Here is a 15977-nt window from a genome sequence, read left to right as displayed (position 1 = left end):
TTGAATAGAAGCCATCGGGACGTGCTTTTGGACAAGCCCCGATGGCATTGTCGGTGATTGCCTGTGTTCAGGCGTCCGTCTTGCTGGTGGTAAGATCGAATTCCAGCAACATCAGCGTCGCATCACCAGGATAGCTTTTGGCCGTAAAGCCCATTTCGCGTTCCAGTTCGATGGCCTCGTGATTATCCCGGCTTTCTATAGATTGCAGCTTCTTGATACCGCTTCGCCTTGCTTCGTTGGTAACATATTCCAGGAACGTCCAACTCATACCGCGATGTTTATAATCAGAGCGTGTGACAATCGCGACTTCTGCCTCTGAGCGATCGGTATTGGCTCCAATCATGGCACTGGCGATGATGGTTTTGTCATCAATGTCGAGGGCGATATAGTCCTCCTTATGATCATGATCGACATTGATCATATCGTCGAGAATTGAATCACTGACTTTTGGCATTGCTGACAAAAAGCGAAAGCGTAGGTCTTCCTTGGAAACCTTGGCGAAAAATTCCTTCAGGGCTTCTTTGTCGTCAGGATGAACCGGGCGCACATGAAATTCAAAGCCGCTATTGGTGGTAAGCGGGACATTTTCGCTCAGGATTAGATCATGGCTTCCATCATAATGTGTTGTTGTTGCGTCTTTTATCGAAACTGACATAGCGGATTTCCTCTGGATCAAGTTGTGGGGAAGGAGTGATCCCGCAAATATGGTCCCTGGCACTCAGTTCGGTTATCCGTAATGATCCCTATTTATGTCGAAGTTGATCGGTCTGACTGTGTCTACTGGCACCGGGGCAATCAGTTTTCCTGGGCGCGGTCCATTAAATCCATGAAGTCACGCGCCGTGTTGCGATCGGCCTCGTCCTCGAAACTGCTGTCGAGATCTGGTGCAGATCCAAGCATGTACAGGACAGCCCATAAAGCGAAGCGCCGACCACGGTCGGTTTCCAATCCCAAATCAACGCGCATCCGTTCAAGCCCGGCATTCAAGGCCTCTGCTTGTACGGTGGAGAGGTCTGTGGTGCCGAAATAGCGCTGCAATTGATCATCAAAGTCCATCGGGCTTGCCCTAATCTATCCCCAGTTTATTCGCAACAAAGTCGCAATTTATTTGGCTGGGTCTGTTCCATCGGTTGCAAGGCCAGACCCTTCTCGGTAGGGCGAGCACGTGAACGCCGGTATAGAAATTGGAAGAGATGACACGGGGCAATCCGTGCATATTAACATCGAAGAGCTGCTGGCGACGCGGCTTCTGGTGCAAGGCAATTCGGGGTCCGGAAAATCCCACCTTCTACGCCGTTTGCTTGAAGAAAGCGCGCATCTTGTTCAGCAGGTCATCATCGATCCCGAAGGTGATTTCGCCACTTTGGCTGATGCCTATAATCATGTCGTTATCGATGCCGGAGACTATAATGAACGCGAAATTGAAACAATGGGCGCGCGCATAAGAGAGCATCGTGCTTCGATCATATTGAATTTGGAGGTCCTGGAGCTTGAGGCGCAAATGACTTGCGCAGCGACTTTCTTAAATGCGATGTTCGATGCGCCGCGCGACCATTGGTATCCTGCGTTGGTTGTGGTCGATGAAGCGCAAATGTTTGCTCCTGCGGTGTCCGGTGATGTGCCGGATGCCGTGCGCCGAGCCAGTCTTGGCGCCATGACCAATTTAATGTGCCGCGGACGTAAACGGGGTCTTGCCGGTGCCATCGCGACTCAAAGACTTGCGAAATTAGCAAAAAATGTCGCCGCAGAGGCCAGCAACTTCCTGATGGGACGCACGTTTCTGGATATCGATATGGCCCGTGCCGCTGATTTATTGGGTATGGAACGCCGGCAAGCCGAGCGGATCAGGGATTTGGAGCGCGGATGTTTTCTAGGCCTCGGTCCTGCCATATCGCGGCGGCCAATTTCCATGAAAATCGGCCCAACGAAAACGAGTGCGCGTATGGGAACGCACAGTCTTTTGCCGATGCCCGAGGCTGAGCCGGAGAATTTGCGGTCCATGCTTTTTGCAGAAATGGAAACGGATCCGGCACCCGTGCAGTATGAACCGGAGCCGGAGCCAGTGGCCGCAGAGGAGTTGATGCGCCAGATTGCTTCGCCTGAGCCCGCCATCGAAGCCGCAACGGCAATAGATGATGAGGGTGATGTAGAAGCGTCTGACAGACCTGATGTTGAAGCAATTATTGCTGATGTTTTGCAGGAAATGCTGGCTGATACTAACAGCGCCTATCAGCCCGATGCTTTGCTTTATCAGGATTTCTCGGTTCGATGCCGCATGCAACAGCTTGCCAAAGTGCCATTGGAACTGGCTGAGTTTCGGCGTCGCTTTGCTCTGGCAAAAGGAGGAATAGTCGATCCTACCGAACCACGTTGGGCTGAAATCCTGAAAGCCGCTGAACATTTGCCCGAGGATATGGCCGCGCCATTCTTGCAAATCGCGCGCGCTGCCATGGAAGGCAGTCCTTGTCCAGATGACGAAGCGCTAGGCCGAGCGTATGGTACGCGTTCTCCAGGCCGCGTCCGCAGGTTGATCGAATATATGGAAAAGCAAGGTGCTGTCGTGGTCCGTGCAGACTTTGGCGGAAGACGGTCAATTGGTATTCCGCAGCTGGGCCTCAGCACCGAGGCGGAATAGCTGCGTTGTTAACCGGTTTGAGCGAGGGTATCGGCCACAAAATGTGCAAATGATTGCAAATTAATATAGAACAAAAATAGAACATTTGATATGAGTAGATCATGTCAAAGCTCTCTAGAACGCAAAAACTCGCCATATTGGCCGACGCCGCGAAATATGATGCCTCTTGCGCATCCAGTGGATCCACCAAGCGTAATTCACGAAAAACGGGAGGTATCGGTTCTACGGGCGGTATGGGCATCTGTCACAGCTATGCGCCAGATGGCCGCTGCATATCCTTGCTCAAAATATTGTTGACCAACTATTGCATGTTTGATTGCCTCTATTGCGTCAACAGGTCATCCAGCAACGTTCGAAGGGCTGCTTTCACCGTTCAGGACGTGGTCGATCTGACACTCGATTTTTACAAGCGCAATTATATTGAAGGCTTGTTCCTATCATCGGGGATTATTCGCAGCCCTGACTACACGATGGAGCAATTGGTCGAGGTGGCGCGGCGCCTGCGCAAGGTGCATCGTTTTGGCGGCTATATACATCTCAAGACAATTCCGGAAGCGGATTCTGAACTGCTGAAAGAGGCTGGTCGCTATGCAGATCGGCTATCAATCAATATCGAATTGCCGGATGACAAATCCATCGCGCGATTGGCTCCGGAAAAAAGCGGAACATTGATCCGCAAAACCATGGCCGGATTGGGCAAGCGGATAGGCGAAGCGAAGGCAGAGCGTAAGACGTCTCGAAAGGCGCCTGTTTTTTCGCCTGGCGGGCACAGCACACAGATGATCATTGGCGCGGACCCTTCTGATGATGGGAAGATATTGACGACAAGCAGCGGTCTCTATGGTCGTTACGGTCTGAAGCGGGTCTATTATTCTGCATTCAGCCCGATACCCGATGCAAGCGGTGGACTGCCCCTAAAGTCGCCGCCATTGCTGCGTGAGCACCGGCTCTATCAGGCGGACTGGCTGTTGCGTTTCTACGGCTTTTCGGTTGCCGATATTATGACCGGAGCGAACCACGGACATCTGGATCTTACAATAGATCCCAAACTGGCCTGGGCTCTACAAAATCGCGATAAATTTCCGGTCAATGTCAACTTGGCAGATAAGGAGAGCCTGTTGCGGGTCCCTGGGCTTGGTACCACGGGGGTGGGCAAGATTTTGCGCGCGCGGCGGTTCTCTGCACTGCGGTTGCAGGATTTGGAACGCATCTGTCAGTCTGTGAAGAAAATCCTGCCATTTGTCGTGGCGACGGACTGGCATCCGGGCAAACAATTGGACTCGCTCAATTTATATGATCGTTTGAAACCGCCGGCAGAGCAACTGAATCTGTTTGCCGTCTGATATGCGGAATATGCAGCCACTGACTGATACGCATCGCATCGTTTTGGAAAGCGAGACCGATATCCAAGGTTGGCGCGATCAAGCGCGTGCGATGATTCAACGCGGAACAGAACCCGGTCAGCTGGTTTGGTCAGTGAGGAATCGCGCTGGAATGGGTGAACTCGACTTTGGAGAGGTAACGCATCAACAAGCGCGGCCAGCCAACCGCCCATCTTCGGAAATCAGGATTGATAGGGCTTTCTTGCAGCTTATCAATACCGCGCTATTGCATAAGAACGAAGACCGGTTCGCGCTCGCTTATCGATTGCTTTTTCGAATGCAAAAGACACCGAAGCTTTATCGCAATCCTGCGGACGCCGATGTTCGGAAGCTCCAGAGTTACGAGAAATCCGTGCGGCGGGATATCCACAAGATGCATGCCTTTGTTCGGTTTCGTAAAGTAGGAACACGAGGAAACCGGGAGCAATTTATCGCATGGTTTGAACCTGAACATCATATTGTGGAAGCGGTTGGTCCCTTTTTTCGCAATCGTTTTACCGGGATGGACTGGATCATCGCTTCGCCGGATGCCAGCATTGCCTGGGACGGAGAAAATCTTATCTCCGGTGCCGGTGGTTGCAAACAGGATTTTGCGCAGGAAGATGTGATCGAAGAAGAATGGCGGTCCTATTATCGCAATATATTCAACCCGGCGCGGTTGAAAACACAGGCCATGAAATCAGAAATGCCTATGAAATACTGGCATAACTTACCGGAAGCTGAGCTGATTCCGTCTTTGGTGCGACAATCCGGCAGTCAGGTTCAAAAAATGCTGGATCGAGAAACGGATATCAGCGCCTTGACAGGCCAAGCCGTTGAGGAAGGGCATTGGACACCGGATTCGCTGAGCGAGTTGAACAAAGAAATGGCGGTTCGCACAGCCGATTATGGTGATAATTTCTCCGTGCAAGCGGTATTGGGTGAGGGGCGAGCTGACTGTGGCATCGTTGTTGTCGGAGAGCAGCCAGGCGATCAGGAAGATAGGCGAGGGCGCCCCTTTATTGGCCCGGCCGGAGAATTGCTGGATCGTGCGCTTGGTGATGCGGCTATCGATCGGAAGCATCTGTATCTTACAAATGCCGTAAAGCGTTTCAAATATGTACAGCACGGAAAGCGACGAATTCATCAGACCCCGTCACCGGCCGATATTAAATATTATCGGTGGTGGTTGGAGCAGGAGACTAAGCTGATAAAGCCCAGAATCATACTGGCGTTGGGAGCAACGGCGGTAAGAGCCCTTACCGGGCGCTCGCTTTCCATCTCCCGGACGCGAGGTGCTATTTTACCGCTTGCAGCGAACCGACATCTGCTTGTTACCGTTCATCCCTCTTATATTCTGAGAATCCCGGATGCGGCCGGTCAGGATATTGAATATGATAAGTTGGTGCGTGATCTCAGAAAAGCGGCTGCGTTTGCGGCTACGCCGGATATCAACGGTATAATGGCGGAGCAATGGCTAAAATGCTTGGCGTTTGACCTATAAGTCGAAGGCTTTGCGTGACATGATCTCAACCGATTTATTTTCGAAAACGGCGTCGCCCAATTCTGCTTTTTTCTCGGCTAGCAGCTTGTCGCGATCTTCGAGCATCTCGATAATCGGATCATGGAAAACGGCAACAGCGGCGGTGAGCCAGTCGTTGACCAGGGGATCGCCCGGTGCTTTTTTCATGGAAAAGAGCTTGAGCCGCGATGCAATCGCATCGGCGGGCATGAAATATTCATAGGTGACCCAATAGTTGGTCGTGAACCAGCTAAGCGGCATGCCGTCCAGACCAAAGCTGAGCGCGCCAAAATGGACGACGCCTTGGGTCGGTTTGCCATTGGGCAATTTCTTAGGCGGTTCATAAAGCGCATCGACGCCTTTGAACATGTCGAGCGGCAGGAACATGTGGAAATGGCCGTGCTCGCCCTCTTCCCTCTCCTCAGGCTTGTGCGCATGGTAAAACCAGCGAGACTTGTTGCCGGGTGCAACACAGTCGCCTTTTGGATAATGTTGATATTGAACGAAAGGGGCGTCTGCCGGTACCACTCTGGGTACTAGCGAGACGCCCTCTTTAGCTATCTGGCCTGTAAGCTCAAACAGCTTTTCTAATGCATTTTCCAATGCTGAATAAGCTTAAGCTTACTCGGTAACTGCATCTGCAGCAGCACAAGCGGCATCGCCAGCAGCACATGCAGCAGCGTCAGCGGCACAACCAGCAGCGTCAGCAGCACAACCAGCGGCACATGCAGCAGCACAACCAGCAGCGTCAGCAGCGCAACCAGCAGCACATGCAGCTTCGCCAGCAGCACATGCAGCACATTCAGCGGCACATTCTGCAGCAGCAGCGGCATCTTCAGCTTGCTCAGCACATGCTGAAAGAGCAGGAACAGCCAGAGCAAGACCACCGGCTACTGCCAGCATTTTGCGGAAACTTGTTTCGTTAGACATTAAAATATCCCCTTTGGAATGAACTAGACTTTCCCCTCTATCTTCAAAGATATAGCCATGGCAAGCCTATTTGTGTGTTATTGCAAAAAATGGCTGAAATTGTGGATTTCTTAGGCAGTAAAATAGTTAATTGCCCAAGATTTGGGCAGTGAATCACCCTGATTCTCTGTTGATTTTCCACCTATTTTTCCGCACCGCGAATTTTTCCCCACTGTCGTGCAACCGTATAGCCGAGATAGCCCGTTCCAAATAAGGCATAGAGCGGTTCGGGAATGCCAGCCAGATAAGCGTTCATGCCACTGGCGATATTCTGGGCCGTCTCAGGTCTGATAGCGGCAATTAAACCCATGGGTATCGACCAGAGCAGTAAAAGATACATGACATAGAGAAAGCTGGGGCGCGCGCGGCTGGTCCAGGGATCAGCTGACTGCGCTTCGGCCAATATTGCTGACATTTGGACCCGGACTTGCTCCAATTCCTGGCTGCCTTCGAGTTTCAGAAGTTCCAGCTTGGCAAGATCACGAGCCTGCTTGTCAGGAATGATCTTGTCGATGATTTTTGAAATGGGGCCGATGAGGGTGGAAAGCAAAGACATGAATGGGTTCCTTTTAAAAGAGAGGGAAGGGGGCATTGCAATGACCGATCGCGCATCTTGCTTGGATACGAAGTTCACAAAATTCACAGGGTTCATTGCGGGGAAATTTTCGTCCAATTTTATCCGATCCGATTGGCCAGCCAGCCATAGAGAAAAGCTTCATTGGCTGGCCGCTGTTCGGCCAATTTTATATATCTCGCGCCTTGGAGTGCTTCGACGGCTTTCAGCAAAACAGTTTCGCCACCTGATCCGCGCTTCGCTAAAAACCGTTCCAATGCGTTGATCGTTCGCGGTCCGATTTTTCCGTCTGCTTGAATATCGGCAAAATCCCGGCCGTTGCGATTCAGTGCGTTGAGTGAACGTTGCAAAAAGCCAACAGCGATGGCTGGGCCCATATTGATGCCGGTATCGAATAGTTCTTCCGCCAGCCGCGGTGCGTGAGTGGCGATTTTGTCAAAGCCCGGACGGAGCCAATAGTTGCGCTTATATATGGCAACAGCTTCCTCATAGGGGAAATGCCGCATGTCACCCTTATAACCATTGCGCCGGGCAACTGTTTCGGTGACGCCCCAGCGGGTAGGGCCGCCGCGATCTTCCGGATGGTTCGAATAGTCGCCTTCTATGGCGATCACATCATCAATCAGCTTGTCGAAATTCATTATCGCTACCTTTCTATTTGTGAGGGAGAGGCAACAAATAACCTATTTGGTTATATGTAGGAAAGCGCGATATCGGTATCGAGGAATTTAATTGACTGATTAACTTCATTCGGGCCTATTCCTACCCAACGTTGAACAAGCGATTCGTTGGATGAATCGTTCTGCAAAAATGATGATTAGGAGCTGGTAGATTGAACTTTGATTTCTCCGATGATCAGAAATTCCTGCGTGACGAAGCACGCAAATTTCTGGAAGCCCAATGCACAAGCGCTCATGTACGCGCAGTGCTGGATGATGACGGCATGAGCCACAATGATGAGGTCTGGCAGAAGATCGTCGAAATGGGTTGGTTGGGTGCGGCCATTCCAGAAGAATATGGCGGGCTTGGCCTGGGCATGCTGGAACTGTGCGTGATTGCAGAGGAATTGGGCAGAGTACTTGCCCCGGTTCCGTTTGGATCATCGGCCTATTTCTTTGCGGAGACGATCAAGCTGGCCGGTTCCGACGAACAGAAAGCAGAGTGGCTGCCGAAAGTGGCCGATGGCAGCATTGTCGGATGTTTGGCAACAACCGAAGGCCCAGGTGCGCTATCTGCTTCTAATGTACACACCACGGCCAAGGATGGTGTGCTTTCCGGAACCAAAGTGCCGGTGACCGATGGCGATATCGCGACCCATGCGGTTGTGCTGGCCAAAGAAGGCAGTGGCGCTGGTCTATATGTTGTCGCTCTTGATCAGGACGGGGTATCGCGTACGTCGCTCAAAACCATTGAGCCGACGCGCAGCCATGCCGAAATTACTTTTAACAACGCATCCGCCACGCGGCTGGTCCCTCAGGAAGGTAATGGTTTAAAACCATATGAGGGTAACGGTATGGTTTTGCTCGAGCAGATTATGGATCGTGCCGCGGTGCTGCTGGCGTTCGAACAGCTGGGCGGGGCATCTCGCTGTCTGGAAATGGCGACGGACTATGCCAAAGAACGCCACGCCTTTGGCCGCCCGATTGGTGGTAACCAGGCGATCAAGCATAAGCTTGCCGATATTTATGTGAAGAATGAAGTGGCACGTTCCAACGCTTATTATGGCGCATGGGCACTGTCGACCGATGCGGCCGAACTGCCAGAAGCTGCAGCGGCAGCAAGGGTTGCGGCCTCGGAAGCCTTCTGGTTTGCCAGCAAGGAAAATATCCAGACGCATGGCGGAATGGGCTTTACCTGGGAAGTGGATTGCCACCTTTACTATCGCCGCGCGAAATTGCTGGCGGTGCAGGCGGGCAGCCCGGCCGTTTGGAAAGAAAAACTGGTTTCCGCGCTAGAAACCAAGAACGCAGCTTAGAAGACAAAAGCCGAGAAGGACGAAAAAATGGATTTTACAGATACAACAGAAGAAGCAGCGTTTCGTGCCGAAGCCAATGCTTTTTTAAGCCAGCATCTCGAGCCCAAAAAAGCGGCTGCAATCCGTTCCGGCCGGCGCGAAGATTATCTGCAACGCGCGAAGGATTGGCAGAAGGTTAAAGCCGAAAACCGGTTCGCGCAGATCACCTGGCCCAAGGAAATTGGCGGGCGCGGCGGATCGCCGATGCAGCAGGTCATCTGGAATCAGGAAGAATCGAAATTTGATGCGCCGATTGGGCCCTTTGCCATTGGCCTTGGCATGTGCGTGCCCACGGTTATTGCCTTCGGCTCTGATGACCATAAGAAGCGCTATGTCCAAAAGGCGTTGTTCGGCGAGGAAATCTGGTGCCAGCTTTTCTCTGAACCAGCGGCCGGGTCCGACGTCGCTGGCTTGAAGACCAAAGCGGTCAAGGATGGCGATGACTGGGTAATTAATGGCCAGAAAGTCTGGACATCTGGCGCGCATTATTCCGACTATGGCATCTTGCTGGTCCGCACCGATCCGGATGTGCCCAAGCATAAAGGCCTGACCATGTTCATCGTCGACATGAAACAGGAAGGTGTTGATGTGCGCCCGATCCATCAGGCATCGGGTGGCAGCGAGTTTAACGAGGTTTATTTCACCGACGTCCGTATTCCGGACAGCGACAGGCTCGGCGAACCTGGCATGGGCTGGAAAGTGGCGTTGGTGACGCTGATGAACGAGCGGCTGGCTGTAGGTGGTTCACCCGGACCGGACTGGGCCGAGATCATGGACTATGCGCGTTCCTCCGGATCGATGAGTGATCAGGCGTTTCGTGCGAAACTGGCCGATTGGTATGTCGCGGCGCAGGGATATAAATTGACTAAATTCCGTACCCAGACCGCTTTGTCCAAAGGAGAGACGCCGGGTCCGGAAAATTCCATCGGTAAGGTTATCACGGCGAACCACCTGCAGGATATCTGCAATAGCGCGATCGAGATGCAGGATCATTACGGGATTATTTCCGATAAGGACAAGGCGCCGGCCGACGCGATTTTTCAGGAAAGCTTCATGTGGGCGCCGGGTCTGCGGATCGCTGGCGGCACCGACGAAATTCTCAAGAATATCATCGCGGAACGTGTGCTGGGTCTGCCGCAGGATGTGCGGGTCGATAAGGATAAACCCTTCTCGGCTTTCTAGTCGGCCTTAGGCGGCGATCAGGTCGCGGACTTCGGCGGCTAGACCATAGGATTTCTCACGCGCGGCTTGATCAAAGATCGAACCGGAGACGATCAGCTCGTCGGCCTGTGTGCGGTCGAGAAAGGCCCGGACGCTGCTTAGCACAGCATCGGGAGCACCAACGGCGCTGCCCTGCATGATCTGTGCAAGCATGGATTGGGCCTGCGGCGGCAGGCTCTCACGATAGCCCTCCACCGGAGGCGGCAGTTTGCCGGGATTGCCGGTGCGCAGCGCCACAAAGCTTTGCATCATTGATGTGGCAAGATGCTCGGCTTCGTCATCCGTATCGGCTGCGAAAATATTGAACCCGCACATGGCATAAGGCTCCGCCAGTTGCGCTGACGGTTTGAAATCGCGGCGATAAATGGCCAGCGCTTCGTCGAGCGCTTGCGGTGCGAAATGCGAGGCAAAGGCATAGGGCAGGCCGAGAGCCGCGGCGAGCTGCGCACCGAACAGGCTGCTACCCAATATATAGAGCGGGATTTTCGCGCCGGCGCCCGGCGTCGCCTGAATACCAAGACGCTCATCGCCTTCGAGCAGCGCCTGCAGCTCGACCACATCGCGCGGGAACTGGTTTGGATCCGTATCAAGATTTCGCCTTAGCGCCTGTGCCACCCGCTGGTCGGAACCTGGCGCACGGCCAAGGCCCAGATCAATCCGGCCGGGAAACAGCGCTTCCAGCGTCCCGAATTGCTCGGCAATCACCATCGGCGCATGATTGGGCAGCATCACGCCGCCAGCCCCGATGCGGATGGTTTGCGTGCCCGCACCAATATGAGCAAGCGCGACAGATGTCGCGGCACTGGCAATACCCGCCATGCCATGATGCTCCGCCATCCAGAACCGTTCAAAACCCAATGCCTCACCATGCTGCGCCAGGGCGAGCGAACGGTCCAAAGCGGTTTTGACATCAGAGCCTTGCGGTACCGGCGACAGGTCCAGAATGGAAAATTTCACAGGCTTGCTCATAATCTACCTCTTTTGTCCTAGCTGCCCGGCCACCTTGATCGCATAGCCGCTTGGAACTTTGCGAAATCCCAGCGTTGGTAGCAGCAGCGTCCACGCGCGATCATTCCCATTTAGGAAGAGACGCGCAGTATAAAAGCCATTGCCTTCCAGTTTCATGGTTAATTCTTCCATACCCGACCCGCTAGCCAACGGCAGAACAAGCACACCATCTTCACACATGGCATTGCCGAGCAGACCCTGTTTGAGATCAAGTCCTGGGATATTCGCATCAAGCGACAAGCGTACTTTTCCGCTGGCCGACTGGCAGCGGCCACCGGCAAAGGCGACACTGACATTATCCAATTCAATATTCGAGGCGGGCAGCGGCGCCAGTTGTCCGCCAACGCTTAAAGTGCTGGTTGCATTTTCCACCAGAAGGCTATTGCCTTGTTTCCCGATTGTAGCGGTCAGGCCATTGTCGCCAGGGGCAGCAGGGCGCTCCAGATCCATCTTCACTTTGCCGGTTAGCAAGGGAAAAAACTGAACGCCCGCATTGAGATCACCCAGTGCGAGGGGGCCGATCTGTGCCTGTTCAATCCGGCCGCTCCAGATGCTACCGCTAATCTCGCGTGCAGAAAATTTCGAATCTTCCAATCCCGCCATACTGACCGCGAGCTTCAGTGGCATGAAGATCAGAGCCAATATGATCAGGCCGATTATAATCAAAATATAGATCAACGCGCGCGGTACCTGCTTTCCCATCTATTTCAGATTCCCTATTACAGCTCAGGCGTAAACTGATCAAAATAAGCAAAAATATCTGCTTCATCTCGGCTGGCTGCATTGCGCCATGTGGGTGCGGACTTCGGATTGAGCAGGGCGCCACGCGGGGAGAGTACGAGCACGGTTGGCGTGCCGACAATCTTTTCAATGCCGAACCGCTGTGCAATATCGATATTGCGATCGCGTTGCCCGACATCGACATAAACGACTTCATATTTGGACTTCAGCATTGCGGCAAAGCGTGGCTTTTCAAACCAGCCAGCAAGCCCTCGGCTATCATGGCACCAGTTGGCCCCCATGACGAGCAGGACGCGCTTGTCTGCTGCCACAGCGCGGGTGAGGGCAGCATCGACATTTTGCGATGCATTGGCATCCTTTTCATAGGGCCTGGCTTCGGGATGTTCTGCCGCAGAACCGTCGGTATCAGGCGCCGAGAGTGCTGGAGCTGCCAATGCCAAGCCAGCCGCGAAGAAGATATATTTCATCATTTCAGCCACCCGCCTGCGCGATCAATTTGGGTAGATTGCCCATAGCTGCCATTGCGTTGGCGCGAAATTCTTCGAGTATGGCTATTTTCTCTTTGTCATCTGCGCCAACGCCCGTGATCATTTTGCCAAATCCATCGAGCCGGCTTTTGGTGATCCATTTGTTGACGATCTTGTCCTGTGACCACTGAAACTGGTTCATCATATTCACCATCGTTGCGCCCGGATATGTTTCGATACCATCGGGCAAAGGCACCGGTTGGCCGAGCCGGTTCTTGGCCTCGTCATCATCATAAGTGACCTCAAGAAAAGCGCTGAGTGCTGCGCTGAAAGCCGGCTGCGGAACACGGATCATCTGCAATGTGATCAAACCATCCTGAAATTGCGGCACCACCGGACGGCGTTCAACAGCGGTGGCGGTACAGTTGATATAGAGCGTCTCCGCCGGCATCGGATAGTCGCCGTCTTTCAGAAGCATACCGCCCTGATTAATGGTTTCGACATGACCCATGCGCACGACGTTTTTAATCCGCCGCAGGATATCGACTTCGCCCTGGGAGATGGTGGCATAGTGGAACATGCTGGGTGTTGCTTCGGGATCGATGCGCAGCATGACGCCGCACGCCTCGAGGCGCAGGAACAGATCATCGGCAGTTTCCGCCGCTGCAATCGCCGCCATCAAATCTCTTTGGCCACCGATGGTTTCGTGAAAAAATTCCTGACCGGGCTGGGTATGATTCCGGTTGAGCAGCCAGCTGTCGCGCGGGCAGATCCAGACGATATCATCCGGGTCAGCGCCCGAGCGCAGCAACCAGACGCCGACATCCATCGCGGTCTTGCCTGCACCAAGGATGACGAATTTCTTTGGCCGCGGTCCGGTGCCTTGCCAAAGTTGCGGCAAGCCGTTGGGCGGAATCATTTTGACGCCTTCACCGACTTCAAATTTGGGCGTGTGGGTCGATGGCACCGTGGTGCCATAATAAGTGGCATCGACGGTTTTCTTGCGGATTTTAACTTCGCTTTCCTGACCCGAAAGTAGCGACACAAATTTACCGCAACCATTTTCGGAACCGATATAATCACACATCGGGTGATAGCTGACCCGGCCGCTCGGTATGAAGCGCTGGTGCATCACTTTCTCGAAATAGCTGTTGACCTCGGCTCCGGTAGAAAGTTCATAATAGCCTTTGTTCAAGCCAGTCGTATCGATCTCTCCGCTGCCCAGTTCGGTCGAGTTCACGCCATAAAAGGCGGATGGCTGGTGCAGGGCGACAAAGGGATAGGCATCGTTCCAGTGCCCACCGGGTTTGCCATGCCGGTCAACAATTGTGATATGCGCATCGCTTTCCTCGAGCAGCGTGTCAGCAAAAGCCATGCCGACGGCACCGCTGCCGACAATCAGATAATCCGTTTCGGCAGTCGCCATAGAAAAGTCCCTTCAATCGATTATCCGATTTCTTAGGGACTTATATGCTAGAGGGCAATCAAACTTCCAGTGGGGTGAGAGAGCAGGCGGTTGTCATCCCCAGTCCGCGTTTCATGGCAGGATAGGCTCTCACCATCGCTGCGGCCATCGCCAGTTCCCGCCGGACGCCGCGTCCGAACCGCTGCTCAATGCTTAGCCCCAGATCATCCGCCTCGGCCGACTGCCGGGCAATGGCTTGACCAAAATCAAAAGCCAGCTTGTTATCGCCGTTCAGATTGCCTGTGAGCATGGTGTTGACCTCATCTCGCGGCAATCCTTCCGCCAATGCGCCTTGTGCTGCTGTAATTGCACAGGGGCCGCAGTCTTCAACCAGCACTGCACCAATACGCGCGGCGGACAACAGACCAGCATCCGCTTCATGGCGATGATTGCTGGCGGGCATGAAATGTTTGAATTTTTCGAGCATGTGCCCGGGCGCGCTTGCTATCTCGTGTATATAGGCGCTTTCGCCGGGCGTCATACGATCAACCGCGTTCAGGAACAGCCGATTGGGAATACCAGCTGGCGCTATGCGCTGGCGGACAAACAAGATGGTGAGGGCGGCCAGTACCAAAAGCGGCGGGCCCAGGACACCGGGCGCATCCGCCCAGAAAATATCCGGCGAACAGATGCCAACGGCCACCTCGTAGATATGCAATACGCCATGCAGCGACAGCCATAGCGCACCGGCAAGTGCGCCTAGCCAGCGCATATGCAGGCTGGCACCAGCATAAAGCAAGATGATCCCACAGGCCGCATAGGCAATTCCTATGTCGCGAATGAAATGCTTGTTTGGAGGTCCGGTCGTGATCACCGTTGGAATGGCGGTATACCAATCAAGTGGCGCAATGATCATGAACAGCCCGAACAGCAGCGCGAATATACCGACCAGCAGGACAAGTCCTTGTGCCAGACGATCCAGAAAATCCGGTTTTCCCGTCAACATGTGCGTTTCTCCATCAGTATATTTAATTCAGACAACAAATATCCGAATTAAATATTTTGTCAATCGGGCGCTCGAAAATTGCCGCTCTGGCTTTATTCGGATATAAAATATCGGAATATGATGAGAAAACAGGTAAGCTATGCAGATTTCCAAGGGTGTTGAATGGGCGGCCCATGCCGCCGCGTTGCTGAACGGCTTGCCGCCCGGTCGCGGCCTGAAAGCGGAAGCTTTGGCGCGCTTTCATGATGTTCCGGCCGCCTACATGGCGAAACAGCTGCAAGCGCTCAGCAAGGCAGGGATCGCGAAAACCTCACGCGGCGCGCATGGTGGATATCGTCTCGCCAAACCGGCGGACGAGATTACTTTATGGGATATTACCGCGGCGGTTGATGGCAAAGGACCAGCATTTAGGTGCACCGAAATTCGCCAAAATGGACCATGCGGTCTGAAACCCGAAGACTGCAAACGGCCCTGCCAGATTGCCGCCGCTTTTGCTTCAGCGGAGCAAGCCTTTCGAGACAGTCTTACCGCAGTTTCTCTGGCTGACCTGGCAGGCCAGGTTGTCAAAGATTCAGAGCCGGATCATCTGCTTGCCATGATGAACTGGCTCAATGCAGAGGCTGAACCGCTGAGCGAGAAAAGCGCCTGACCGATTATATAAGCTTGGCCATTGTCTCGAACCGCAAGGGTTCGGCCAGCCAATTGTCATAATTGTCCATCACCGCTTTGGTATAGGGCTTGCCATGATGCTCTTTTAGGGCAGCTTCATCCTGCCACTCTTCATAAAGGAAAATGTGACCCTGATCCGAATCAGCCAAGACGGTAAATTGGATGCAGCCAGGCTCCGCGCGGGTTTCTTCGACGATGGCAAGGATGGCGTTCTGCGCATCGGCATGGTGTTCGGATTTTGGGGTAATTTTGGCGAAGCCGAATAAGGTGTTTGTCATAGGTTCCAGACTTGATGTTTGATTGGCCCCCCTATGCCGGTCATTTTCAACGCCTTCCCGTACCGTGGCAAGCCAAAAATCACTTGAATAGAAATACGTTGATAGTA

18 protein-coding genes are annotated in these 15977 nt (G+C 53.4%); 6 read left to right on the top strand and 12 right to left on the bottom strand.

Features of this window, described 5'->3' with window-relative positions; genetic code table 11:
* Nucleotides 1–67: 67 nt before the first annotated feature.
* Complete coding sequence (locus BS29_RS12960) at nt 68–655, bottom strand: GNAT family N-acetyltransferase (RefSeq protein WP_229954057.1); 588 nt, start codon at nt 653–655, stop codon at nt 68–70.
* 140 nt (nt 656–795) lie between these two features.
* The gene (locus tag BS29_RS12955) at nt 796–1056 is read right to left on the bottom strand and encodes a hypothetical protein (RefSeq protein ID WP_229954056.1); all 261 of its coding nucleotides are present in this window, start codon (nt 1054–1056) and stop codon (nt 796–798) included.
* A 109-nt stretch (nt 1057–1165) separates the two neighbouring features.
* Here BS29_RS12955 and BS29_RS12950 point away from each other — a divergent pair, with 109 nt between their 5' ends.
* From BS29_RS12950 to BS29_RS12940, 3 genes are all read left to right on the top strand, one after another.
* Nucleotides 1166–2635: an ATP-binding protein gene (locus BS29_RS12950; protein WP_229954055.1), complete on the top strand. Its 1470-nt coding sequence runs from the start codon at nt 1166–1168 to the stop codon at nt 2633–2635.
* A gap of 101 nt (nt 2636–2736) precedes the next feature.
* Nucleotides 2737–3978 carry a putative DNA modification/repair radical SAM protein gene (locus BS29_RS12945; protein WP_229954054.1) on the top strand — a complete coding sequence of 414 codons (1242 nt, stop codon included), beginning with the start codon at nt 2737–2739 and terminating at the stop codon, nt 3976–3978.
* Nucleotide 3979: 1 nt separating this feature from the next.
* Nucleotides 3980–5500, top strand: coding sequence for a UdgX family uracil-DNA binding protein (locus tag BS29_RS12940; RefSeq protein ID WP_229954053.1), 1521 nt, complete (start codon nt 3980–3982; stop codon nt 5498–5500).
* On the opposite strand, the gene BS29_RS12935 is transcribed toward BS29_RS12940, so the two are convergent.
* The 4 genes from BS29_RS12935 to BS29_RS12920 all read right to left on the bottom strand — a co-directional run bounded on the left by BS29_RS12935 (nt 5495) and on the right by BS29_RS12920 (nt 7702).
* Nucleotides 5495–6121: a DUF6969 family protein gene (locus BS29_RS12935; protein ID WP_229954052.1), complete on the bottom strand. Its 627-nt coding sequence runs from the start codon at nt 6119–6121 to the stop codon at nt 5495–5497. The two genes, BS29_RS12940 and BS29_RS12935, sit on opposite strands and share 6 nt — an antisense overlap.
* Nucleotides 6106–6399 (bottom strand): hypothetical protein, encoded by a 294-nt coding sequence (locus tag BS29_RS12930; RefSeq protein ID WP_229954051.1) that lies wholly within the window; start codon nt 6397–6399, stop codon nt 6106–6108. The genes BS29_RS12935 and BS29_RS12930 overlap by 16 nt, the downstream gene beginning before the upstream one ends.
* A 230-nt stretch (nt 6400–6629) precedes the next feature.
* Nucleotides 6630–7043, bottom strand: a complete 414-nt coding sequence (locus BS29_RS12925) for a holin family protein (protein ID WP_229954050.1) — start codon at nt 7041–7043, stop codon at nt 6630–6632.
* A 119-nt stretch (nt 7044–7162) separates the two neighbouring features.
* The gene (locus BS29_RS12920; RefSeq protein WP_229954049.1) at nt 7163–7702 is read right to left on the bottom strand and encodes a glycoside hydrolase family 108 protein; all 540 of its coding nucleotides are present in this window, start codon (nt 7700–7702) and stop codon (nt 7163–7165) included.
* A 191-nt stretch (nt 7703–7893) separates the two neighbouring features.
* Here BS29_RS12920 and BS29_RS12915 point away from each other — a divergent pair, with 191 nt between their 5' ends.
* On the top strand, nt 7894–9036 hold the full coding sequence (locus tag BS29_RS12915; protein WP_229954048.1) for an acyl-CoA dehydrogenase family protein: 1143 nt from the start codon (nt 7894–7896) through the stop codon (nt 9034–9036).
* A gap of 27 nt (nt 9037–9063) precedes the next feature.
* Nucleotides 9064–10257, top strand: a complete 1194-nt coding sequence (locus tag BS29_RS12910) for an acyl-CoA dehydrogenase family protein (RefSeq protein ID WP_229954047.1) — start codon at nt 9064–9066, stop codon at nt 10255–10257.
* Between the two features lie 6 nt (nt 10258–10263).
* Here the strand turns inward: BS29_RS12910 and BS29_RS12905 are convergent, their stop codons facing one another.
* From BS29_RS12905 to BS29_RS12885, 5 genes are read right to left on the bottom strand one after another with little or no spacing between them, the layout of a single operon-like run.
* Entirely contained in the window at nt 10264–11265 is a 1002-nt protein-coding gene (locus BS29_RS12905) for an LLM class flavin-dependent oxidoreductase (protein WP_229954046.1), read from the bottom strand.
* 3 nt (nt 11266–11268) lie between these two features.
* Nucleotides 11269–12006 (bottom strand): type II secretion system protein N, encoded by a 738-nt coding sequence (gene gspN / locus BS29_RS12900; protein ID WP_229954045.1) that lies wholly within the window; start codon nt 12004–12006, stop codon nt 11269–11271.
* Between the two features lie 17 nt (nt 12007–12023).
* On the bottom strand, nt 12024–12515 hold the full coding sequence (locus tag BS29_RS12895) for a thioredoxin family protein (protein WP_229954044.1): 492 nt from the start codon (nt 12513–12515) through the stop codon (nt 12024–12026).
* A gap of 1 nt (nt 12516) precedes the next feature.
* Nucleotides 12517–13938 carry an NAD(P)-binding protein gene (locus tag BS29_RS12890; RefSeq protein WP_229954043.1) on the bottom strand — a complete coding sequence of 474 codons (1422 nt, stop codon included), beginning with the start codon at nt 13936–13938 and terminating at the stop codon, nt 12517–12519.
* Between the two features lie 58 nt (nt 13939–13996).
* Nucleotides 13997–14923 (bottom strand): hypothetical protein, encoded by a 927-nt coding sequence (locus tag BS29_RS12885; protein ID WP_229954042.1) that lies wholly within the window; start codon nt 14921–14923, stop codon nt 13997–13999.
* A gap of 139 nt (nt 14924–15062) precedes the next feature.
* Between BS29_RS12885 and BS29_RS12880 the strand changes: the two genes are divergently transcribed.
* Nucleotides 15063–15572: an RrF2 family transcriptional regulator gene (locus tag BS29_RS12880; RefSeq protein ID WP_229954041.1), complete on the top strand. Its 510-nt coding sequence runs from the start codon at nt 15063–15065 to the stop codon at nt 15570–15572.
* A gap of 4 nt (nt 15573–15576) precedes the next feature.
* Here BS29_RS12880 and BS29_RS12875 read toward each other — a convergent pair whose 3' ends face one another.
* On the bottom strand, nt 15577–15870 hold the full coding sequence (locus tag BS29_RS12875; RefSeq protein ID WP_229954040.1) for a putative quinol monooxygenase: 294 nt from the start codon (nt 15868–15870) through the stop codon (nt 15577–15579).
* Nucleotides 15871–15977: the final 107 nt, after the last annotated feature.

The organism is Parasphingorhabdus litoris DSM 22379 (assembly GCF_020906275.1).
GTDB lineage: Bacteria > Pseudomonadota > Alphaproteobacteria > Sphingomonadales > Sphingomonadaceae > Parasphingorhabdus > Parasphingorhabdus litoris.
Note: the sequence above shows the minus strand (reverse complement) of the source record. Positions and strands in the feature narration are given on the sequence as shown.